Source organism: Gammaproteobacteria bacterium, from assembly GCA_029882975.1.
Classification (GTDB): domain Bacteria; phylum Pseudomonadota; class Gammaproteobacteria; order SZUA-152; family SZUA-152; genus JAJDNG01.
Genome location: JAOUJW010000018.1, coordinates 1 through 19,604 on the forward strand (window position 1 = coordinate 1; position 19,604 = coordinate 19,604).

22 protein-coding genes and 1 tRNA gene are annotated in these 19,604 nt (G+C 48.4%); 3 read left to right on the plus strand and 20 right to left on the minus strand.

The window, feature by feature from the left end; translation table 11 throughout:
• Positions 1–204: 204 nt before the first annotated feature.
• The 13 genes from OEY58_13605 to rpoE all read right to left on the minus strand — a co-directional run bounded on the left by OEY58_13605 (position 205) and on the right by rpoE (position 11,125).
• Positions 205–281 (minus strand) — tRNA-Met (locus OEY58_13605).
• Positions 282–485: 204 nt separating this feature from the next.
• Positions 486–1,226: a pyridoxine 5'-phosphate synthase gene (gene pdxJ, locus OEY58_13610; protein ID MDH5326489.1), complete on the minus strand. Its 741-nt coding sequence runs from the start codon at positions 1,224–1,226 to the stop codon at positions 486–488.
• Positions 1,227–1,246: 20 nt separating this feature from the next.
• Positions 1,247–1,978, minus strand: coding sequence for a DNA repair protein RecO (gene recO / locus OEY58_13615; protein ID MDH5326490.1), 732 nt, complete (start codon positions 1,976–1,978; stop codon positions 1,247–1,249).
• Between the two features lie 35 nt (positions 1,979–2,013).
• A complete protein-coding gene (era, locus tag OEY58_13620) occupies positions 2,014–2,904 on the minus strand; it encodes a GTPase Era (GenBank protein MDH5326491.1) in 891 nt (296 codons plus the stop codon).
• A gap of 29 nt (positions 2,905–2,933) precedes the next feature.
• On the minus strand, positions 2,934–3,590 hold the full coding sequence (rnc, locus tag OEY58_13625; GenBank protein MDH5326492.1) for a ribonuclease III: 657 nt from the start codon (positions 3,588–3,590) through the stop codon (positions 2,934–2,936).
• Positions 3,591–3,681: 91 nt separating this feature from the next.
• The gene (locus tag OEY58_13630) at positions 3,682–4,074 is read right to left on the minus strand and encodes a DUF4845 domain-containing protein (protein ID MDH5326493.1); all 393 of its coding nucleotides are present in this window, start codon (positions 4,072–4,074) and stop codon (positions 3,682–3,684) included.
• Positions 4,075–4,168: 94 nt separating this feature from the next.
• Complete coding sequence (gene lepB / locus OEY58_13635) at positions 4,169–5,008, minus strand: signal peptidase I (protein ID MDH5326494.1); 840 nt, start codon at positions 5,006–5,008, stop codon at positions 4,169–4,171.
• Positions 5,009–5,013: 5 nt separating this feature from the next.
• A complete protein-coding gene (lepA, locus tag OEY58_13640) occupies positions 5,014–6,816 on the minus strand; it encodes a translation elongation factor 4 (protein ID MDH5326495.1) in 1,803 nt (600 codons plus the stop codon).
• Positions 6,817–7,005: 189 nt separating this feature from the next.
• Entirely contained in the window at positions 7,006–8,427 is a 1,422-nt protein-coding gene (locus OEY58_13645; protein MDH5326496.1) for a DegQ family serine endoprotease, read from the minus strand.
• Positions 8,428–8,487: 60 nt separating this feature from the next.
• The gene (locus tag OEY58_13650) at positions 8,488–8,967 is read right to left on the minus strand and encodes a SoxR reducing system RseC family protein (GenBank protein MDH5326497.1); all 480 of its coding nucleotides are present in this window, start codon (positions 8,965–8,967) and stop codon (positions 8,488–8,490) included.
• On the minus strand, positions 8,964–9,911 hold the full coding sequence (locus OEY58_13655; GenBank protein ID MDH5326498.1) for a MucB/RseB C-terminal domain-containing protein: 948 nt from the start codon (positions 9,909–9,911) through the stop codon (positions 8,964–8,966). The genes OEY58_13650 and OEY58_13655 overlap by 4 nt, the downstream gene beginning before the upstream one ends.
• 15 nt (positions 9,912–9,926) lie before the next feature.
• Positions 9,927–10,511 carry a sigma-E factor negative regulatory protein gene (locus tag OEY58_13660; GenBank protein MDH5326499.1) on the minus strand — a complete coding sequence of 195 codons (585 nt, stop codon included), beginning with the start codon at positions 10,509–10,511 and terminating at the stop codon, positions 9,927–9,929.
• 32 nt (positions 10,512–10,543) lie between these two features.
• Positions 10,544–11,125 carry an RNA polymerase sigma factor RpoE gene (gene rpoE, locus OEY58_13665; protein ID MDH5326500.1) on the minus strand — a complete coding sequence of 194 codons (582 nt, stop codon included), beginning with the start codon at positions 11,123–11,125 and terminating at the stop codon, positions 10,544–10,546.
• Between the two features lie 233 nt (positions 11,126–11,358).
• On the opposite strand from rpoE, the gene nadB reads away from it, so the two are divergent.
• Positions 11,359–12,999 carry an L-aspartate oxidase gene (gene nadB, locus OEY58_13670; GenBank protein ID MDH5326501.1) on the plus strand — a complete coding sequence of 547 codons (1,641 nt, stop codon included), beginning with the start codon at positions 11,359–11,361 and terminating at the stop codon, positions 12,997–12,999.
• Here the strand turns inward: nadB and OEY58_13675 are convergent.
• From OEY58_13675 to sdhC, 6 genes are all read right to left on the minus strand, one after another.
• Positions 12,944–13,423: a hypothetical protein gene (locus tag OEY58_13675; protein MDH5326502.1), complete on the minus strand. Its 480-nt coding sequence runs from the start codon at positions 13,421–13,423 to the stop codon at positions 12,944–12,946. The genes nadB and OEY58_13675 overlap by 56 nt on opposite strands.
• Positions 13,386–13,637: a succinate dehydrogenase assembly factor 2 gene (locus OEY58_13680; protein MDH5326503.1), complete on the minus strand. Its 252-nt coding sequence runs from the start codon at positions 13,635–13,637 to the stop codon at positions 13,386–13,388. The genes OEY58_13675 and OEY58_13680 overlap by 38 nt, the downstream gene beginning before the upstream one ends.
• A gap of 39 nt (positions 13,638–13,676) precedes the next feature.
• Positions 13,677–14,381 carry a succinate dehydrogenase iron-sulfur subunit gene (locus OEY58_13685; GenBank protein ID MDH5326504.1) on the minus strand — a complete coding sequence of 235 codons (705 nt, stop codon included), beginning with the start codon at positions 14,379–14,381 and terminating at the stop codon, positions 13,677–13,679.
• A gap of 64 nt (positions 14,382–14,445) precedes the next feature.
• Positions 14,446–16,209 carry a succinate dehydrogenase flavoprotein subunit gene (gene sdhA, locus OEY58_13690; protein MDH5326505.1) on the minus strand — a complete coding sequence of 588 codons (1,764 nt, stop codon included), beginning with the start codon at positions 16,207–16,209 and terminating at the stop codon, positions 14,446–14,448.
• Between the two features lie 46 nt (positions 16,210–16,255).
• Positions 16,256–16,588, minus strand: a complete 333-nt coding sequence (sdhD, locus tag OEY58_13695) for a succinate dehydrogenase, hydrophobic membrane anchor protein (GenBank protein MDH5326506.1) — start codon at positions 16,586–16,588, stop codon at positions 16,256–16,258.
• Positions 16,585–16,965, minus strand: a complete 381-nt coding sequence (gene sdhC / locus OEY58_13700) for a succinate dehydrogenase, cytochrome b556 subunit (GenBank protein ID MDH5326507.1) — start codon at positions 16,963–16,965, stop codon at positions 16,585–16,587. Before sdhC ends, sdhD begins: the two co-directional genes overlap by 4 nt.
• 124 nt (positions 16,966–17,089) lie before the next feature.
• Between sdhC and OEY58_13705 the strand changes: the two genes are divergently transcribed.
• The gene (locus OEY58_13705) at positions 17,090–18,136 is read left to right on the plus strand and encodes a folate-binding protein (GenBank protein MDH5326508.1); all 1,047 of its coding nucleotides are present in this window, start codon (positions 17,090–17,092) and stop codon (positions 18,134–18,136) included.
• A gap of 13 nt (positions 18,137–18,149) precedes the next feature.
• A complete protein-coding gene (locus OEY58_13710) occupies positions 18,150–19,016 on the plus strand; it encodes an HDOD domain-containing protein (protein MDH5326509.1) in 867 nt (288 codons plus the stop codon).
• Between the two features lie 25 nt (positions 19,017–19,041).
• Here the strand turns inward: OEY58_13710 and OEY58_13715 are convergent, their stop codons facing one another.
• A complete protein-coding gene (locus OEY58_13715; GenBank protein ID MDH5326510.1) occupies positions 19,042–19,479 on the minus strand; it encodes a response regulator in 438 nt (145 codons plus the stop codon).
• Between the last annotated feature and the right edge of the window lie 125 nt (positions 19,480–19,604).

Sequence of the window (19,604 nt, forward strand, 5' to 3'; positions counted from 1 at the left end):
GCGGGCGCAGGATTTGAACCTGCGACCTTCGAGCGTCTGCGACTGGCAAAAGCTGAGCCCGACTTCATCTCGGGCACTATCCATATCTTCTCTTCGATTGGTAGCGGGGGCAGGATTTGAACCTGCGACCTTCGAGCGTCTGCGACTGGCAAAAGCTGAGCCCGACTTCATCTCGGGCACTATCCATATCTTATTCTCTTCGATTGGTAGCGGGGGCAGGATTTGAACCTGCGACCTTCGGGTTATGAGCCCGACGAGCTACCGGGCTGCTCCACCCCGCACTCGAAGGGCTCGCATTCTAACTAAAGTGCGACCAACAATTCAAGGCTTTATCGTAATTTTTCCTTATTTTTTTTATTTTTACGTGAAAAAGCCGGTTTCAGTCGCTCTCAGTCCGTCGCTCTCGGCACCCAGGGCTGCCCCGACATACACCATTCGTGGGTGTCGCCCCCGGCCTTCAGGATCCCTGCCCGACGCAGTTTGTCTCAGCAAATTCGCGCGTCCAACATCAGCTGTTTCATTTCCCTGACCGCCGCAGCCAATCCGGTAAACACCGCTCTGGCAACAATGGCATGGCCAATATTTAATTCCCGAATGGCCGGGATAGCCGCAATATCTTTTACATTATGATAGTGCAAACCATGACCGGCATTCACTTTTAAGCCCAGCTCTTCCGCTAAGGACACAGCCAGAATGATTTTCCTTAACTCCGATTCACGCTGCTGGGGTGACGCATCAGCGAAGTGTCCGGTATGAATTTCGATACAGGGAGCCCCACTGTGTGCCGCCGCTTCAATCTGATGGGGGTCCGCATCAATGAACAACGAGACTCTAACACCGGCCTCCTTAAGGCGTGAACAGGCGTCTTTGATAGACGCCACATTCCCCAGCACATCCAGACCACCCTCGGTCGTTAATTCTTCGCGCCGCTCCGGAACCAAGCAACAATCCTGAGGCTGAATTTTTTCAGCCATGAGCAACATTTCTTCTGTTACCGCCATTTCCAGATTCATGCGAGTTTGCAGTATGCCGCGCAACAGCTCCACATCTCTGTCCTGAATGTGGCGCCGATCTTCGCGTAAATGCAGGGTAATGCAGTCAGCTCCGGCTTGCTCGGCTTCAATCGCAGCCTGGATGGGGTCAGGATAAAGCGTGCCTCTGGCCTGTCGCAAAGTCGCTATATGATCAATGTTTACACCTAATAAAATTTCGCCAATTCGTTCCATTTTTTGTTTCCTTCTAACCGTTACAACGATGAGCGCAGCAGCTCTCTACTCATCAATGGCTTATCCCCCAGCAACCGACTTAAGGCATAACGCAGCAAAGTCTTCGCCTCTTTAAACACAACAGGGTCTACTTCTTCTAGCAATGAACCCTGCGCCAGTACCTGCAGCGTTCTTCCACTAACCCGTACTCCGGCTATCTCGGGCTCGGCATGAGGCACCGGACCGCGATCCATTTGATAATCGTAGCAGGCATCAGTTGCCACGGTAGCGCCGGATACGTCGTATGTTAACGACAAGCCGTACCCCAGGTTATCCAATAACTGTATTTCAAATACTCGCAGAACCCCTTGCAATTGCAAATCTGTAGCAGCCCCACAGAGCAAGCGTAGAGCCGAATCGTATTGGCTGAATAACTCAATTTGGCCCTCCGCTTCGTGTACGCAACGTACAATGACCTCGTTTAGATACAAGCCACACACCAAGGCTCGACCACGCAACGCCATAGCGGTGCCCTGAGGCTCCACTGCGGTCAGGTTCATCAACTCGCCTTGACCGGACCAACTCAACAGCAAGGGTTGAAATGGTTGCAACAGAGCATAATTGCGCGAACGTGCGGATTTTGCACCTCTTGCCACCAACGCTACGCGGCCGTGTTCCGGACTCATAGCGGTAACAATGAGACTGGTGTCACGATAAGCCCGAGAATGAATCACATAGGCAGGCTGCAGTGTTACTCGGCTGAACTTCGTCATAGCATTACGTTACATGACCTCACGACACAGGGGCACTACTCATCATCATGGTAGCCCAAACTTCGCAAGGCCCTTTCATTATCCGACCAACCTTGCTTTACTTTTACCCACAACTGCAAAAACACCTTACCATCGAACAGTAATTCCATGTCCTTTCGAGCCGCCTCACCCACTTTTTTAAGGACCTCGCCTTTTTTACCAATGACGATGGCTTTTTGACCCTCTCGTTCCACCCATATCAAGGCGGATATATGCCGTACCGATTCTTTGAAAGAGAATTTTTCTATCTCCACCGTCAGGTAGTGTGGAACTTCGTCGCCCAAACGGCGTAGCAGCTTCTCCCGCACCAATTCTGCCGCTATAAAACGTTCGCTACGATCCGTAATTTGATCTTCCGGAAATAAAGGCGGACCGGAGGGTAACAACTGACGTATGTGAGTTTCCAGAATCTGCACGCCTTCTGCTGTTTTGGCCGACAAGGGGATAATTTGATGAAACGGATATTTTTCTGTCAGCTGTTGCAAATATGGCAGCAAATCGTCTTTGCTTTTTAACTTATCCACTTTATTGATGACTGCAATGACTGGTAATTTTTGTTTTTTCAATTTATCCAGCACTAACTGATCTTCATCCGTCCACTTGGTGCGATCCAATAATAAAACGATAATATCTACGTCATGCAGGGCGCTGTCTGCCGCCCGGTTCATGTGCCGATTGATAGCACGCTTGGCACCCAGGTGCATGCCGGGTGTATCCACGTACACCACTTGTTCTTCAACCTGATTCTTTATACCGATAATTCGATGTCGGGTGGTCTGAGGTTTGTGTGCTGTGATGCTGATTTTTTGCCCCAACAAAGTGTTGAGCAAAGTTGATTTACCTACATTCGGGCGACCTATGATCGCCACATATCCGCTTTTAAACATTGCGATAATTTCCGGGAAACTGATTAAAACTACTTATGAGAATGGATAAACTCGAGCATTTGCTTTGCAGCCACCTGCTCGGCTTTTCGACGACTGGAACCCGCACCGCTAGTGCGATGGGAAAGGGTTTCCACAAAACATTCCACTTCAAAAACCTGTTCGTGGACGCTGCCTTCCTGGGACAGTATGGAATAAAGCGGCAACTGCATTTTACGTGATTGCAAATACTCTTGTAACTGGGTTTTAGGATCTTTTAGTGACTCATCAATGCTAAGACTATTTAACAACTCTTGAAAGTGATTTTGAACAAAGTCTCGAACCGCTTCCATGCCCCCGTCCATATAGACTGCGCCTACAACCGCCTCAAATGCATCCGCCAAAGTGGAATTTCGCCGAAAACCACCGCTTTTCAATTCCCCTGGACCGAGTTGCAAATAATCACCGAGGTCCAATTTTCGCGCTAATTTCGCCAGAGTTTCGCCTTTCACCAAACTGGAACGGCTCCGGCTTAACTCTCCTTCAGTGGCACGAGTGAAGCGCAAATACAAATGCTCGGCAATGAGAAACCCCAAGATGGAATCCCCCAAATATTCCAACCGTTCATTATTGCCGGCCTGCTTACTCCTATGGGTCAGCGCTTCTTCCAACCAAAGTGGCTCTTTGAACTGGTAATCCAATACTCCCATCAATTGGCGCAACAGTTTTACCCTTTGCGGAGTCAGACGGCGCTTGTTTTTATCTTTAGAAGAAAGTAATGGTTCCTCGAAAGTTTTGTTACTACTGACTTTCTTTCCCGTCAACCTTTGCATCCTCATCGGTGGTAAACCTCACCACTGCATCTACGTTACCCAGTAAAGGCCGACGTACTTCATAATTCACCACAACCGTGGTAGTAGCGCCATCACGTACGATTTCCACGTGTTCGTCCAAATTTACGTTCTTCACATTATCCACGCCGAGACGCTTTGACAAGGTGGATAGAATTTCCTCATCCGTCATTTCCGCCAGTCCGGGATTGGCGTTTAGTTTGGCTACATGGGACTTCACATTGAAATCTTCCAAGTAAACCGGTATCAAGCGGAGCGCCACCAATACCGCGAACCCTCCCACCACTAAGAGGAATGCCATGGATATAGCGGTTAAGCCCATTTGAGTTTTTATATTGCGCATTACACGACTCCCAAAATTGACGTTGATCACAGACTCCGTAAATAATAGCAGCTAAGGTGGCTTTTTGACGCGTATTCAGCGCCGTTAACATAATCTACTGAATAGATGTACCAATTCGATCCCAGGAAATGTAGCCATCGACCGCCCCATCCCAATTAAACCAGATCATAAAGGCACGTCCCACCAAATTTGCCTCGGGTACTGTACCCCAGTAACGACTGTCCTTGCTGTTGTCGCGGTTGTCACCCAACACAAAATAGGAATTTTCGGGTACCGTGAAGGTCAAATCATCCGCGGGCCTGTGATGATTAATCAGTACACTATGACTCAAAGTGTCCAGTTGTTCTGTGGTCATTTTTGCTCCGGACATGGCAACACCTTGCCCGACGCCTAAATAAACCGTATTGCCGCTTTGCGGCATTTCCTCACCATTGATATACACAACTTTATCGCGGTACTCCACTCGGTCTCCGGGCAGCCCAATGATGCGTTTTATGTAGTCAATTGAGGGATCCTCCGGATACCGAAATACAGCGACATCCCCACGCTGGGGTGAACCCACGTCTATTATTTTAGTGTCCAATACGGGCAACCGGATTCCGTAGGCAAATTTATTCACCAAAATAAAATCACCCGCCAATAAGGTTGGCATCATGGAACCCGACGGGATTCGAAACGGTTCCACCAAAAAAGATCTTAGTACCAAAACAATGAGAATAACGGGAAACAGGGAACGTGAATATTCCACTAAAATCGGTTCTTTGCTTACCCGCTCTCTGGCTTCATCCAGAGTTTCATCAGGTCCGGAATCATTTAACTGCAAACTATCGGCGCGACGACGCCTCTTTGGAGCAAACACAAAAGCGTCTATAGCCCAGATGATGCCGGTAATCAACACAGCCAAAACCATCACGGCCGGAAAATCTAAGTGCATTGTTTTCATTTTTTTCCCACATGTAAAACCGCTAAAAATGCTTCCTGCGGAATTTCCACAGAGCCCAATTGTTTCATCCTTTTTTTGCCGGCTTTTTGCTTCTCCAGCAATTTGCGTTTTCGGGTCATATCACCGCCATAACACTTTGCAGTAACGTTTTTTCGCAGAGCTTTCACGTTGGTTCTGGCAATAATGTGCGAGCCAATAGCGGCCTGAATCGCCACTTCGAACATTTGCCGCGGTATAATTTCCCGCATTTTTTCCGCCAATTCGCGCCCACGATAGTGCGCCTGGGAACGGTGAACAATTACGGCAAGCGCATCCACTCTGTCACCGTTGATAAGAATATCCAGTTTAACCAAATCGGCGGTTGAAAAGCGTACAAAATGGTAGTCTAAGGAAGCATAGCCACGACTAACCGACTTAAGCCGATCAAAAAAGTCCAATACGACTTCGTTCATTGGCAATTCGTAGTCTAAGGAAATTTGATTGCCCAAATACAGTAGCTTTTTCTGAACGCCACGTTTCTCTTCACACAAGCCAATCACATTTCCCAAATACTCTTGAGGTACAAGAATACTGGCCACGATAATTGGCTCGCGAATTTCACGAATGTAGTTGGGTTCCGGTAGTTTCACCGGGTTGTCCACATAGATAACCTCACCTTTGGTAGATTCCACTTCATAAATAACCGTAGGTGCGGTAGTGATCAGATTCATATCATACTCACGCTCCAGGCGTTCTTGTATGATTTCCATATGCAACATACCCAAAAAGCCACAACGAAACCCCAGACCCAAGGCCTGGGAGGTTTCCGGCTCATAGAACAATGCCGCATCATTGAGGCGTAGCTTCGCCAGAGCATCCCGCAAGTCCTCATAGTCTTCCGAACTGATGGGAAACAAACCGGCAAATACTTGCGGCTTAATGGGCTTAAACCCCGGTAGAGGTTTTTGGGCGGGATTATCTACTGCGGTAATGGTATCCCCTACGGGAACACCGTTAATATCTTTAATGCCGGAGATAATATATCCCACGTCACCTGCGCGCAGTTCCGGCAAGTCTTTGCGCTTAGGCGTAAACACACCGACTTTATCCACCAAATGGCTATTACCGGTGGACATCACTTTCATTTTCTGACCTTTGCGCAAACACCCATGCATCACTCTGACTAAGGAAATAACACCCAGGTAACTATCGAACCATGAATCTATAATCAGCGCCTGCAAAGGTCCATCCTCATTGCCCTTTGGCGGCGGAATCCGTGCGACCAATTGTTCCAGCAGATTATCCACGCCGATACCGGTTTTAGCACTGACCTCGACGGCATCGGCGGCTTCGATACCGATAATGTCTTCGATTTCGTGTTTAACCCGTTCCGGGTCGGCAGCCGGCAAGTCAATTTTATTAAGTACCGGTACTACTTCCAAGCCTTGCTCAGTTGCGGTATAACAATTCGCCACGCTTTGAGCCTCTACGCCTTGAGAAGCATCCACCACCAACAATGCACCTTCACAGGCCGCCAGTGAGCGGGACACTTCATAGGAGAAATCCACATGTCCTGGGGTGTCGATAAAATTTAATTGATAAGTGTTGCCATCTTTGGCCTTGTAGTTAAGTGTGACACTTTGGGCTTTGATGGTTATGCCCCGCTCCCTTTCCAGGTCCATGGAATCCAGAACCTGTTCTGCCATTTCCCGTGCTTCCAAGCCGCCACACATCTGGATAAACCGGTCCGCAATGGTGGACTTACCATGATCTATGTGAGCGATAATGGAGAAATTTCTAATATATTGCATATAGGACATGCATTAACCCGCAAGGCTGTTTCATTTGATAACTTATTCATTTAACCGAGATTTTCACTTTCGGTATTCCCGGAACCGCGCTATTGTAAATCAAATTGGCGCCACCACCTAATGGCAACGTTTGCTGCATGATAATTTGGGGAAGAGGATTGGCGGGTCCCTGTGTGCAACAAAGACCCGCTGAGGTGACTACTTCTCTGTAATTTTCAGAGCTAAAAACTCCGGGTCGCCACGACGTTGGATCAGCAATGGCACAGATTTACCGCTTGGTAAATCTTCTGCTATCTCTTTGAAATTTTTAGCATTCTTTATGTCTTTGTTCTGCAACATCAAAATGACATCCCCCTTACGGACGCCTGCTTTTCGGGCCGGACCGTTACCAATCTCTTTAACTATCACCCCGTTTTCCTTAATTTCCAAACGCTTACGCTCCTCTGCTGTAAGATCGGCCACCACCACGTTGAGCTTATTATCCGCTAAACGTTCCGGTTTTTGGGGTGCCGCAGCTATCTTGGTATCTTCATCAGGCAACTCACCAATTTTTATGCTTAGTTGCTTTGTCTTACCCTTTCGCAAAACTTCCACATCGACATTTTTACCCACCGGAGTTAAACCCACCAAAGGGGGCAAATTTGAGGATCGCACAATGTCCCTGCCATTAAATTTTGTCACAATATCGCCCACTTCAAACCCATATTTTTCCGCCGGACTATTGGGGAGCACTTTGGCAATCAAGGCGCCCCTGGGTTTATCCATACCAAAGGATGGCGCTAATTCCCGAGTAACATCCTGAATCAGGACACCGAGCCAACCCCGGGCCACATGCCCGGAAGTTTTCAACTGATCCACAATGTTCATAACCATGTTAATGGGTATAGCAAAAGACAACCCCATAAAACCGCCGGTGCGACTGTAGATTTGGGAATTAATACCAATGACCTTACCATCCAAATTGAACAAAGGGCCGCCCGAGTTACCCGGATTAATTGCAACATCGGTTTGGATAAAAGGTACATAGTTTTCACGGGGCAGACTCCGGCCCTTGGCACTGACTATACCGGCTGTCACTGAGTGATCAAAACCAAAAGGCGAACCTATGGCCAGCACCCATTCACCCACTTTTAACTTATCCGAGTCGCCGATTTTGACCACGGGCAGGTTTTTTGCTTTCACTTTCAAAACCGCCAAATCGCTGCGCTGATCACTCCCTACCAACGTGGCCTCCAACTCTCGACGGTCATTGAGACGAACAATCACTTCATTGGCGTCTTTGATAACGTGGTAGTTGGTTAACACATAACCGTCTTCAGAGATAATAAATCCTGAGCCCAGAGATTTAGAATCGAAATCATCGGAATCCCCGCCACCCGGACCACCTTCTTCACCGAAGAAATGTCGGAAAAGATCACCAAAGGGGCCTTCGGGGACTTCTCCAGGAGCAGGCATTTTGTGTTTGGGTGTACGCGGTGGATGCTTTATTTTCTGAGTGGTACTGATGTTAACCACAGCGGCTCCATATTTTTCTACCAAACGCGTAAAATCCGGTAAGTCCCTGGCTTGTGCCGGTATCGCCAATAGGCAAACAACTACAAAACTCAACACTTTCATCATAGATTTAGCCAACACTGTTTCTCCTGCATAAAATTCCAAGCACTATCCAGAGCCATCGCCCTATCCGTTGACAGAGCTTTTCACCCGCAACGGGTCAGTTACCAACCGTAATAGAACCGGCTGATAACGCCTATCCAATCGGATAGAAAATCCGAAATACCTTAACCACACCGCACCCAATCCCAAACCGAGCAGCGCCAAAATGACCGTGACGAGTTCCGACTGCAATAACAATTGCTGTTGCAACACCTCACCTAACAGTCCAAAACCAAACATCACCAGCAAGGGAACGATGTAAACCGCCACAGAACCCTTGATTAAGGCCTGCTCTTCCAAACCAATGACAACCCGGTCCCCCTCACTTACCGATAGGGTTTTCAATACGGCCAAACGCTTTTGCCGGGATTGAAAATAGTCACCTATAATGGCTGTACCACATCCCTTGTTTACCGCACACTGACCACAAACGCTTTTTTGTTCGGTTTGCACCCAAACCAGATCCCGATCCAATTTCACCACCGTGGCATTTTGCTCGATCATTTTTGTGTGTGGTTAAGCGAACCGGCAATAAATTTCACCGTTTCATGGGGTACTTCTCCCACCACGGTCACCTGGTGATTATCATATTTTGAGCCGTAGATATTGACAGCACCTTTTCTAAAAGCACCTGCATATCCTTGGTTTTCAGCACCTATATCCTCTATATAGATGGAAATAGACGCAAGCCCATCACTGATAACCAGATGTTCCGCCGATTGATCACTGTTTTGAATTTGTTGGATGTAGTGTCCGGTCACCATAAATCCATTTGGTAACTGCTTCACTTCCCAGTTAGCGTTCACGGAGGGGGCTCGATCATCTTTTTTATTATGGTGCCAAGTGTATGCCTCCCCGGATACACCCGGGTTAAGCATAGTATCGGGAATATTTTTTAACACTTCGATGTTCACAAACATCATTTGCTCCAGCGGTTTACCGGATTCTGTCAATTCTGATTTAAGCAATAAGCCACTGCTTTGGTCCACCCAGAGACGGTAACCATAGCGGTATTGGTCCTTGGGCTGAATCAGGATAATATGAGTTTGGCGTCCGGCAACCCTATCCGTACCCCCAAGCAGAATATTATATACCCCGACAAAATCACCGATGTTTTTTGACAATTTAGCAAATAGATGACTGTTGAAACGTCGTTGACGCACTACCACTGAGCGGCTATCGGGTAAATAACTGGTCACCACATCATTTTTTCGGATCACTTCTCTGGGCGCACCGCTTAAATGCACCAAACGCTCATATTCGCCATTTTTGTCTTTCTTGTGAATCAACTGCATGGATTCCAACTGACCGTCATGGCTATACACCAGGGTTCCATGATAGTTCAGGGTCTTTAAAGCTTCTCCCATTTGATTTAAGTATGTCACGGGATCGGGTTGATCCGCCCATGCTGCAGGAAATCCCGCCAGGAAAAGAAACAATAATTTCACTTATTTCGCCCGCACTTATTTCGCCTGAGTACTGCTCGGACTGACTACGATTCTCGCATAGGGCATCACTCCCTGAATGTGAGAGCGAGTTACGGTTTGGTTATGGTCCACCAGATATTTATTCAACTGGGGATTATATTGGGTGGCATTTGCCGGAATAGGACTCATGGGAAGGGCTCCCGTAGCCGCCGTTGACGGCGCGGGATTCAATCGGACAAACTCAGTGCTATCAGGCATTTCGGCAACTTGGGGTGCCGTACTGTCGGTGGTAAACATTTGTACACTCACAACAGTGGCAACCGCCACGGAAGCCGCTATGGCAATTCCGGAAACTTTCCGCATCAATGGTGCTACAAAATTCGGTAAACTTCTGGGGGCTAGAACGGTAGGTTCGGATTCGAGTTGCTGACTGACGGAGAGGTATAAATCGGGGTTGAGAGTTTTGGGTAAGTTGTGGCGCATAGCATCACTGATCAGATGATAACGTTGCCAGCGTTGTTTCAGTTCCGGGTCCGCATGTAAACGATCCACCAGATGGTCACAATCTTTTAGTTCTCCATCCACGAATGCTGAGAACTGTTCTTCAAATGTCTTCGTCATATTACAAGCCCACCGTATCAATCCTGACTTACTCAGTCTCTTTCTAATAAAGGTTTCAGAATCTTGTCTATGGCTTCCCGTGCCCTGAATATCCGAGAACGGACTGTGCCTACCGGACATTCCATCGCTTCTGCGATCTCTTCATAACTCATGCCGTCAATCTCACGCAAGGTGATAGCGGTCTTCAAATCTTCCGGCAAACTATCAATCGTTGACAATATCGCTGATTCAATTTCGTCTCGGTTCAACAAACCTTCAGGGGTCTCCTGCTCTTTTAATGCAGACTGCCCTTCAAACTGTTCAGCATCCTGTACATCGATATCCACATTCGGTAACCGCCTGCCTTGCGCAACCAAATGATTCTTAGCCGTATTTATCGCTATGCGATACATCCAGGTGTAAAAAGCGCTGTCACCCCGGAAGTTTGGTAATGCCCGGTAAGCCTTAATGAAGGCTTCCTGGGAAACATCCTGTGCCTCGACAACGTCTTTTACATATCGGGTTATCAATTTTACAACTTTGTGCTGATACTTCAGTACCAGTAAGTCAAAAGCTGATTTATCGCCTTTCTTCACCCGATCGACAAGCGACTGATCTGTATTCCGTTCGCCCATTTGGGCCAAACCCCTTCTGGAAGTAGGGCGAACTCGTTAACTCTACCAGGGTAGACAATAGCCTATCTGGTTAGTTCGCCAAAAATTTATTCTTTTACCGTTTACGGACCCTACGGGGCAACCCGGTAGACTAAAAACAGTAATGATAAGCAATATTTCACTCACTTGCGAATTTTACTTAGCAGATTATTGTAATATCATGCAGTTGAGCGCGCTATCGTAGAATTCACACCATGCATCAGGCAAACATATTTGACATACTTATTATTGGCAGCGGTTCTGCGGGCTTGAGCGCCGCTTTGCATCTGGATCCACAAACCCGCGTGGCCATATTATCCAAAGGTGAATTGAATGCGGGCAGTACCTCATTCGCCCAAGGGGGTATTTCCGCCGTTCTGGACCCTATGGACTCCATCCAATCCCATATTCAGGATACACTGAATGCCGGTGGCGGCCTGTGCAACGAATCGGTGGTCCGATATGTAGTGGAGCACGCCAAAGACCAGATACAGTGGCTCATTGATTTGGGTATGCCTTTCACCCAAGATGAAAACCAAGGCTACCACCTGACGCGCGAAGGTGGTCACAGCCATCGCCGCGTCATTCACACGGCAGACATTACCGGAAAGGCCTTATCCCAGACCCTGACCGCCGGCGTAGAGCAACGGGACAATATTCAGGTATTTGCCAATCACATTGCCATAGACCTGATTACCGGAGCCAAATTGGGCTTGCACTCCAACCGGGTATACGGCGCTTATGTGCTGGACCTGAACTCAGGGCAAACTCGCGTCATTCAGGCCAAAGCCATCATTATTGCCACCGGCGGTGCCAGCAAAGCCTATTTGTATACCAGCAATCCGGACGTATCCACCGGCGACGGCATTGCCATGGCCTGGCGTGCCGGTTGCCGGGTGGCTAATATGGAATTTATCCAGTTTCACCCCACATGCCTATACCATCCGCATGCTAAGTCCTTTCTCATTTCCGAGGCAGTACGTGGCGAAGGGGGCAGACTGCTGTTGCCGGATGGCAGCTCTTTCATGGATAAGGTGGATCCCAGAGGCGAATTGGCTCCACGTGATATTGTCGCTAGAGCCATCGACCATGAGATGAAGCGCCAAGGCCTGGATTGTGTCTATCTGGATATTAGCTTCAAATCCAGACAATTCATTCAAAGCCACTTCCCTAATATTTACGAACGCTGTTTGCGCTTTGGTTTTGACCTGAGTCGTCAACCCATACCCGTGGTACCCGCCGCCCATTACACTTGTGGCGGCATTATGACCGACATCAACGGCTTAACGGACATCGATAACCTCTATGCCGTGGGTGAAGCCACCTGCACCGGACTGCATGGCGCAAACCGCATGGCCAGCAACTCCCTATTGGAGTGCCTGGTTTTTGGAGCCGCCGCAGCTAAACATATCAACCAGTACATGGACAAAACCCGGGACTTACCCCAATTACCGGAATGGGACGAAAGTCGGGTCACCAATTCAGACGAAGAAATCGTTGTGGCACATAACTGGGACGAATTGCGTCGATTTATGTGGGATTATGTCGGAATCGTCAGAACCAATAAGCGCCTGCAACGGGCGATGCGTCGTATCAATATGCTGGAACGTGAAATTCACGAATACTACAGCAATTTTAAAATAAGCAACGATTTACTGGAACTGCGCAATCTGGTGACGGTATCCAAGCTGATCGTATTATCTGCTCTGGCCAGAAAAGAGAGCCGTGGTTTACACTACACGCTGGATTATCCCCAACTGGACAACAGCATGGCACCACAAAACACTGTGTTAAAACCGCCTAACTTTCTGCCACTTGAAATGCCAACGTCTTCAAAATCACCCGAAGCCTCCTGAAGGGCTCAACTGGTAATGAGTCGGGCAGAATTACCACATTGAAACGTTGATTTTGCTCCGTTTTAAACTGCAAAACGACCAGCTGAAGATGCACAAAGCTGCCCGGCAACAATTGCGCAATTTGATCCGTATGCTCCCGTGTATGCAACAGCCATTTGTTACTACCCAAGTACCGGATGGCATGAACCCTGTCGCTACGCACAAACACCGGCAAGGACCACCCACTCAACCAGCCCATGCCGGTCAGGGCTCGCATCCAAACCACAAAGACAAAGGTAATGCAGAGAATCTTTGCGGCATAGGATAGATCCAAGGAAACAGGAAATACAATGGCACCCAGTGCCAACAGATTTAGAGCGGCGGCTGCAATCCGCGAGGGTTGCAGCTCAATTGAAAGCTGAGCGGCGTATTTTTTCAACGACACTGGCTCGCATGGGATCCATGGGTATTACACGCCCCATTAAATACTCCAACAATAACTCGTCTGATTCCTGTAACAAATGCTCGAAACATCGTTGTTCGGCCGTGCTCAGATCATCGTATTGTCCGGGGTAGAAACCGCAAAGTAATGTATCCAATTCCAGCATACCCCGGCGACACTGCCAATAGAGTTGCGACATTTTCTCTCGTTGATCCATGACCAAATCCTAAGCGACCCTCACCGACTCAACATCGACTTACAGTAAATGTTTTAGCATGAGTTTACGTATATTGCCGATGGCGGCCGTAGGATTCAAGCCCTTGGGGCAAACGTCAACGCAATTCATAATGGTGTGGCAACGAAACACCTTATAAGCTCCCTCCAAATCACGCAAACGTTCATCGGCCGCCTGGTCGCGGCTATCCGCCAGAAAGCGCCAGGACTGTAATAAGGCGGCGGGACCACGAAATTTTTCCGGATTCCACCAGAAAGAGGGGCAAGACGTGGAACAACAACCGCACAGGATGCATTCATACAAACCGTCCAAGCAATCCCTTTGTTCCGGTGTTTGGTAATATTCCACCTCCGGTTCCGGATCGTTGACGATTAAATAGGGCTTTACCGCACGGTACTGATTATAAAACTGCTCCATATCCACAACCAAGTCGCGGATCACCGGCAAACCGGGCATGGGGCGAACGCAGACCGGCTGCTTCAATCCTTTGAGCGGCGTTATGCAAGCCAATCCGTTGCGGCCATTAATATTCACACCGTCGGAACCACAGACTCCCTCTCCACAGGAGCTGCGGAAACTGAGAGATTCATCCAATTCCGCTTTTATTCTGTTCAAAGCATCCAACAGCATCATACCTGACTGTAGGGACTCCAATTCGTAGTCCTTCATATAAGGTTTGCTGTCCGTCTCAGGGTTAAAGCGGTAAATGGAAAATTTCATTTCAATACACTCTTATGTCTATACACTCTACGCTGCGCTCTATCTCACCAACTGTTGGCTGCCCTCGGTATTAATAAACACGTTTTATGGGCGGAAAGGATTCCACGGATAAGGCCTTGGTCCGCACCGGTTTGTAGTCGAGGCGGTTGTCTTCACTGTAGTACAGGCTGTGTTTCATCCAATGTTCATCATCCCGGTCAGGAAAATCCACCCGTGAGTGCGCTCCCCGACTTTCCTTTCTTGCTAAGGCACTGACCACGGTCGCCATACCGATTTCCATCAAGTTTTCCAATTCCATGGCCTCGATTCTTGCCGTGTTAAAGGTTTTGCTGTGGTCCTCTATTCTGACTTCATGCATTCGGGCTTGCAGTTCCCGTACCTTTTCCACTCCTTCGCGCAACACAGCCTCATCCCGAAACACGCCACAGTAATGTTCCATGGTTTGCTGTAATTGTTGCCGAATCCGGTTGACGGATTCCCCCGCCCCGCGCTTGTCCCAACGCGCCAAACGAACCATTGCTCGATCGACACTGGATTCATCCAAAGCGCGGTGGGTGCGATTCTCCCTCAGGTAATCAATGATTTGCTTACCCGCAGCTCGTCCAAACACGATGATATCCAAGAGGGAATTACCTCCCAAGCGATTAGCCCCATGCACAGAAACGCAGGCACACTCCCCCACCGCATACAATCCCGGTACCGGCTCTTCCGCCCCCTGCCCCAGAGGCGCCACCACTTCTCCAAAACGGTTGCTGGGAATTCCACCCATGGTGTAGTGGGCAGTAGGGAATACCGGTATAGCTTGCTCAATAGGGTCTAAATGTAAAAAGGTCATGGCCATATCTCGAATACCTGGCAAGCGTTTCTTAATCACTTCGGCACCCAAATGATCCAGTTTTAACATGACATGGTCTTTACCCGGCCCGCAGCCTCGCCCTTCTCTAATTTCGATAGCAATGGCTCGACTCACCACATCCCGACTGGCCAGATCTTTGGCGTTGGGTGCATAACGCTCCATAAAACGTTCGCCCTCGGCGTTTACCAGGTACCCGCCCTCCCCTCTGGCCCCTTCGGTAATCAACATGCCTTTTCCGGCAATGCCCGTGGGATGGAACTGGAAGAACTCCATGTCTTGTATGGGAATCCCCGCTCGTAGAGCCATTGCCATACCATCCCCCGTATTGATACGGGCATTGGTATTGGTGCGAAACAGTTGCCCCACTCCGCCTGTGGCAATGAGAGTGGTTTTGGCTTCGATCACCAAAGGCTCACCCGTTTTAATGTCCAACAACACGGCACCCAGAATAAAGCCTTCACTATCCTGAATCAGGTCAACCGCAAAGTATTCATCAAAGAAATGGGTTTTGGAGCGAATGTTTTGCTGATATAAGGCATGCAATATCGCGTGTCCGGTTCTATCTGCCGCGGCGCAGGTACGCGCCGCCTGTTCGCCCCCAAAATTTTGACTTTGACCGCCAAAGGGTCGCTGGTAGATCTTGCCGTTGTTTAAGCGCGAGAAAGGAACGCCGGAGTGTTCCAGTTCGATTACCGAATGGGCGGCGGCACGGCACATGTATTCGATTGCGTCTTGATCCCCCAGGTAATCACTACCCTTAACGGTATCGTACATATGCCAATGCCAGTTATCGGGGGACACATTTGCCAATGCAGCATTCATTCCCCCTTGAGCGGCAACTGTGTGGGACCGGGTGGGAAAGACCTTGGATACGACGGCGACGGTCGCTTCTTCCCGGGATAATTGTAAGGCTGCACGCAGTCCTCCACCGCCGGCACCGACCACCAAAGCATCAAAACGTCTTTTGTTGATGGTCATTACATGCTTCTCCATGCCAACCAAATTGCAGCAGCGCTTACAACCATCACAGCGTCCTCATTAAGATACTCACTCCATAGATCAAACATGCGGCAAGATAAGTTCCCAGCAGAGCCAGCAGACTCAAGCGCAACCCCATAGGTTTGATGTAGTCCATGACCACATCGCGCAAACCAACCCAACTGTGTGCCAACAGAAACACCAAAAACAACACTAAAGCGACTGTCACTACCGGCGACTTCAGGACATCCAACCACACGCTATAACTGGACGGCGGATCAAGCAGCAGGGCTACCAAAAACACCAACAAGTATAGCGCTAAAAATACAGCTGAAATGCGTTGGATTAACCAGGTGCGAATACCCGCAGAAGCACTCATATCATCCACCCACCGATCAACAAGGTTATAACCAAGGCGGCAATATGTACAAACCACGCACTGAATCTGGCCGGCGCACGTTTAACCCAGATATCCATATCGATTAATAAAAAACGCAACCCTGCCAGAAAGTGATGGCACAATAGCCATAAGAATAGAATCAATACGGTTTTTGCCATGACGCCGTTCAGAAGATTGCTAATAAAATTGAACGCCTGCTCATTGCGCAACGACAGATCAAATATATACAACAGGCCGGGAATAGATAAGGTGAGCAACACTCCTGCAGCTCGGTGCAAAATGGAGAGTAACGCCGTTACGGGCATTCGAATTTGGAATAGATTCAGAAAAATTGGTTTTTTATTTGTATTGTCCATTACTTAGTAGTGTATACCAGTCTACGCAAAGTTCTAGTCTTCACGTTACGTCCTCCAAACGTTGTCCCATTCGCTTGACAAAAACGGTACAATAGCGACCTTGCCAAGCACCGAAGAGAAAAACATGAACCACTGGTTAGAATTTCTGCAATCTCAAAACGCCCACATCGATGATGGCGAGGTCGTTCATTTTGAACAGACGAACAACACGGTAAAAGAACCGATGATCAGCCCCTTGAGCCATTATGGTGTACTGGCTTTGAGCGGGGCCGATGTTGACACATTTATACAAAATCAATTTTGCAATGATGTTCGACTGACCACCCTGGAACAAAGCCAGCTGAGCGCTTATTGTTCCCCTAAGGGTCGGGTGCTGTCCTTGTTCCGGCTGGTGCGGCAAGCGGACCGTTATCTCCTGCTCATGCCACGGGAACGGATATTACCCACACAGCAAAGACTGAAAATGTTCGTACTGATGAGCCAGGTTGTAATCGAAGATGTGAGCAATGAAATGGCGATCATGGGATGCTACGGACCGGGAAGTGACGCGTTGCTCCAACAAACGCTGCTGCAACAGGCGCATCTGCCGACACAAACAGATCAGTGTGTCCAAATCCCCCCTTTGACTCTTATCCATGTATCCCAGACGGGCCCTATGTATTTAATCCTGGGTTCGCAAGAAAGTATCATAACTGCATGGTCACAGCTGCAAGATGGGGCCAATCCAACCGGACCGTACAGTTGGCGCTGGCATGGTATTCAGGCTGGATTACCGGAAATCTACCCGGCCACATCGGAAGACTTTGTGCCGCAAATGTTAAATTTACACAGTCTCAATGCGATCAACTTCAAAAAAGGATGCTATCCAGGCCAGGAAGTTGTAGCCCGTGTACACTACCTGGGCAAGCAAAAACGCCGCATGTATCTGGCACATGCTCACACCCAAACCGTGCCCCACGCCGGTGAAAACTTGCATACCAAGGATGATCCGCAAGGACAGAGTGTCGGTAAAGTGGTTTGTGCGGAACCCGCACCCGATGGAGGCGCGGATTTTCTAGCGGTGATACAAACCAAGAACGCCGAATCGGACTCGATTCAATTGCCTGACGGCAGCCTCATCACCATTAAAGATTTGCCCTATTTCGTCGAATTAGAGGGTAAGAAATCGTGAGAGACACTCCCATATGGAAAGTGCTGGAAAACTGTCGGATTCCCCCCAATCCACCCTGGACGAATTGCTGGATCAAATTCTTCTGGATCTAAAAAAGGACCGTTTGAGCCTACCGGTCTTGCCCCAGGTGGCATCGGGAATTTACCAGGGTATTAATGACAAGGATATTAACGCCAAAGAGCTGGCCAAATTTGTGGCAGTGGAACCGGCATTGTCTGCCAGGATTCTACAGGTGGCGAATAGCCCCTTAGTTCGAGGCAACTCCAAAATTGACAACTTGCATTATGCCATTACTCGAATGGGTAACACTTTGGTACACACCATCATTGTCAGTTTCCTGGTAAAACAATTGTTCCGCAGCCCCAACGTCGTCCTACACCAGATTCTATGCGATTTGTGGCAACACTGTTGCCATGTGGCCGCAATCAGTCACATACTGGCTAAAAACTTCACCCGGCTGTCTGCTGAAGAAGCTATGCTGGCAGGACTGTTGCACGATATTGGCAAATTACCTATTTTATCAAAGGCGACACAGAACCCGACCCTAGCCCACAATAAACCATTGCTCGAATCCATTATGGAACAGCTTCACGGTCAATTGGGGAAAATCATTCTAAAAACCTGGAATGCCGGCGAACAGTTTATTGCAGTTGCGGTGGAGCATGAAAATTTATTGCGCGATTCGGAAAAACCGGATTTAGTGGATGTGGTTCTGGTAGCCAATCTACACAGCCATGCCGGTGATCACCACTATCAAGGTTTGGACTGGAGTACCATTCCTGCTATGCAAAAATTAAATATTGACGTGGATCGCAGTATGGCTTTACTGGACGCGGCTAAAAAGGACGTTATCTTGATTAAGGAGTTGCTACAGGGTTAAACGAATTTTGCACAAACAGGGAATCTCATTCACCGGGCAATACATTCATTAACAACCAGTACATCCCCAATTGTTTAACCGCCTGAAGAAACTCTTCAAAGTCTACCGGTTTGCGAATATAACTGTTGGCGCCATCATCGTAACACGCCACTATATCCCTTTGCTCTATGGACGATGTTAAAACCACCACCGGTACGTGCCTGGTCCTATCGTCGGACCGTAATTTTTTTAAAACTTCCAAACCATCCACTTTAGGTAGTTTCAGATCCAATAAGATTAATTGCGGCTGTGCGGTTATATCCCTATCAGCATAAGGTCCGGTGCAAAACAAATAGTCCAGCGCCTCTACACCGTCACGGGTCACAACCACATCATTAGCTATATTGTTTTTATTGAGGGCCCGCAGAGTCAGCGCTTCATCATCTGGATTATCCTCCACCAACAATATAACTCTGTCGCTCATAGCTCTCCTTTGGCTCCCGTTCGACTCCCCCTTTAGGCAAGAGGTGACTCATAATGTAACAGTGAATCAGCCGTTCCCTAAATCTACTATAAATTCGCAGCAGCAACAACTTGGATACAAGGGCG

What these genes read in the sequence shown, in the direction of transcription:
- rnc (MDH5326492.1), bottom strand. Translation starts at nt 3,590, where the DNA reads ATGGGAGTATTGGATTACCAGTTCAAAGAGCCACTTTGGTTGGAAGAA.
- pdxJ (MDH5326489.1), bottom strand. Translation starts at nt 1,226, where the DNA reads ATGGAACGAATTGGCGAAATTTTATTAGGTGTAAACATTGATCATATA.
- nadB (MDH5326501.1), top strand. Translation starts at nt 11,359, where the DNA reads ATGCATCAGGCAAACATATTTGACATACTTATTATTGGCAGCGGTTCT.
- lepA (MDH5326495.1), bottom strand. Translation starts at nt 6,816, where the DNA reads ATGTCCTATATGCAATATATTAGAAATTTCTCCATTATCGCTCACATA.
- sdhC (MDH5326507.1), bottom strand. Translation starts at nt 16,965, where the DNA reads ATGGACAATACAAATAAAAAACCAATTTTTCTGAATCTATTCCAAATT.
- OEY58_13680 (MDH5326503.1), bottom strand. Translation starts at nt 13,637, where the DNA reads ATGGATCAACGAGAGAAAATGTCGCAACTCTATTGGCAGTGTCGCCGG.
- sdhA (MDH5326505.1), bottom strand. Translation starts at nt 16,209, where the DNA reads ATGACCATCAACAAAAGACGTTTTGATGCTTTGGTGGTCGGTGCCGGC.
- OEY58_13710 (MDH5326509.1), top strand. Translation starts at nt 18,150, where the DNA reads ATGGAAAGTGCTGGAAAACTGTCGGATTCCCCCCAATCCACCCTGGAC.
- era (MDH5326491.1), bottom strand. Translation starts at nt 2,904, where the DNA reads ATGTTTAAAAGCGGATATGTGGCGATCATAGGTCGCCCGAATGTAGGT.
- rpoE (MDH5326500.1), bottom strand. Translation starts at nt 11,125, where the DNA reads ATGGGCGAACGGAATACAGATCAGTCGCTTGTCGATCGGGTGAAGAAA.
- OEY58_13630 (MDH5326493.1), bottom strand. Translation starts at nt 4,074, where the DNA reads ATGCGCAATATAAAAACTCAAATGGGCTTAACCGCTATATCCATGGCA.
- OEY58_13705 (MDH5326508.1), top strand. Translation starts at nt 17,090, where the DNA reads ATGAACCACTGGTTAGAATTTCTGCAATCTCAAAACGCCCACATCGAT.
- OEY58_13715 (MDH5326510.1), bottom strand. Translation starts at nt 19,479, where the DNA reads ATGAGCGACAGAGTTATATTGTTGGTGGAGGATAATCCAGATGATGAA.
- sdhD (MDH5326506.1), bottom strand. Translation starts at nt 16,588, where the DNA reads ATGAGTGCTTCTGCGGGTATTCGCACCTGGTTAATCCAACGCATTTCA.
- OEY58_13650 (MDH5326497.1), bottom strand. Translation starts at nt 8,967, where the DNA reads ATGATCGAGCAAAATGCCACGGTGGTGAAATTGGATCGGGATCTGGTT.
- lepB (MDH5326494.1), bottom strand. Translation starts at nt 5,008, where the DNA reads ATGCACTTAGATTTTCCGGCCGTGATGGTTTTGGCTGTGTTGATTACC.
- recO (MDH5326490.1), bottom strand. Translation starts at nt 1,978, where the DNA reads ATGACGAAGTTCAGCCGAGTAACACTGCAGCCTGCCTATGTGATTCAT.
- OEY58_13645 (MDH5326496.1), bottom strand. Translation starts at nt 8,427, where the DNA reads ATGATGAAAGTGTTGAGTTTTGTAGTTGTTTGCCTATTGGCGATACCG.
- OEY58_13660 (MDH5326499.1), bottom strand. Translation starts at nt 10,511, where the DNA reads ATGACGAAGACATTTGAAGAACAGTTCTCAGCATTCGTGGATGGAGAA.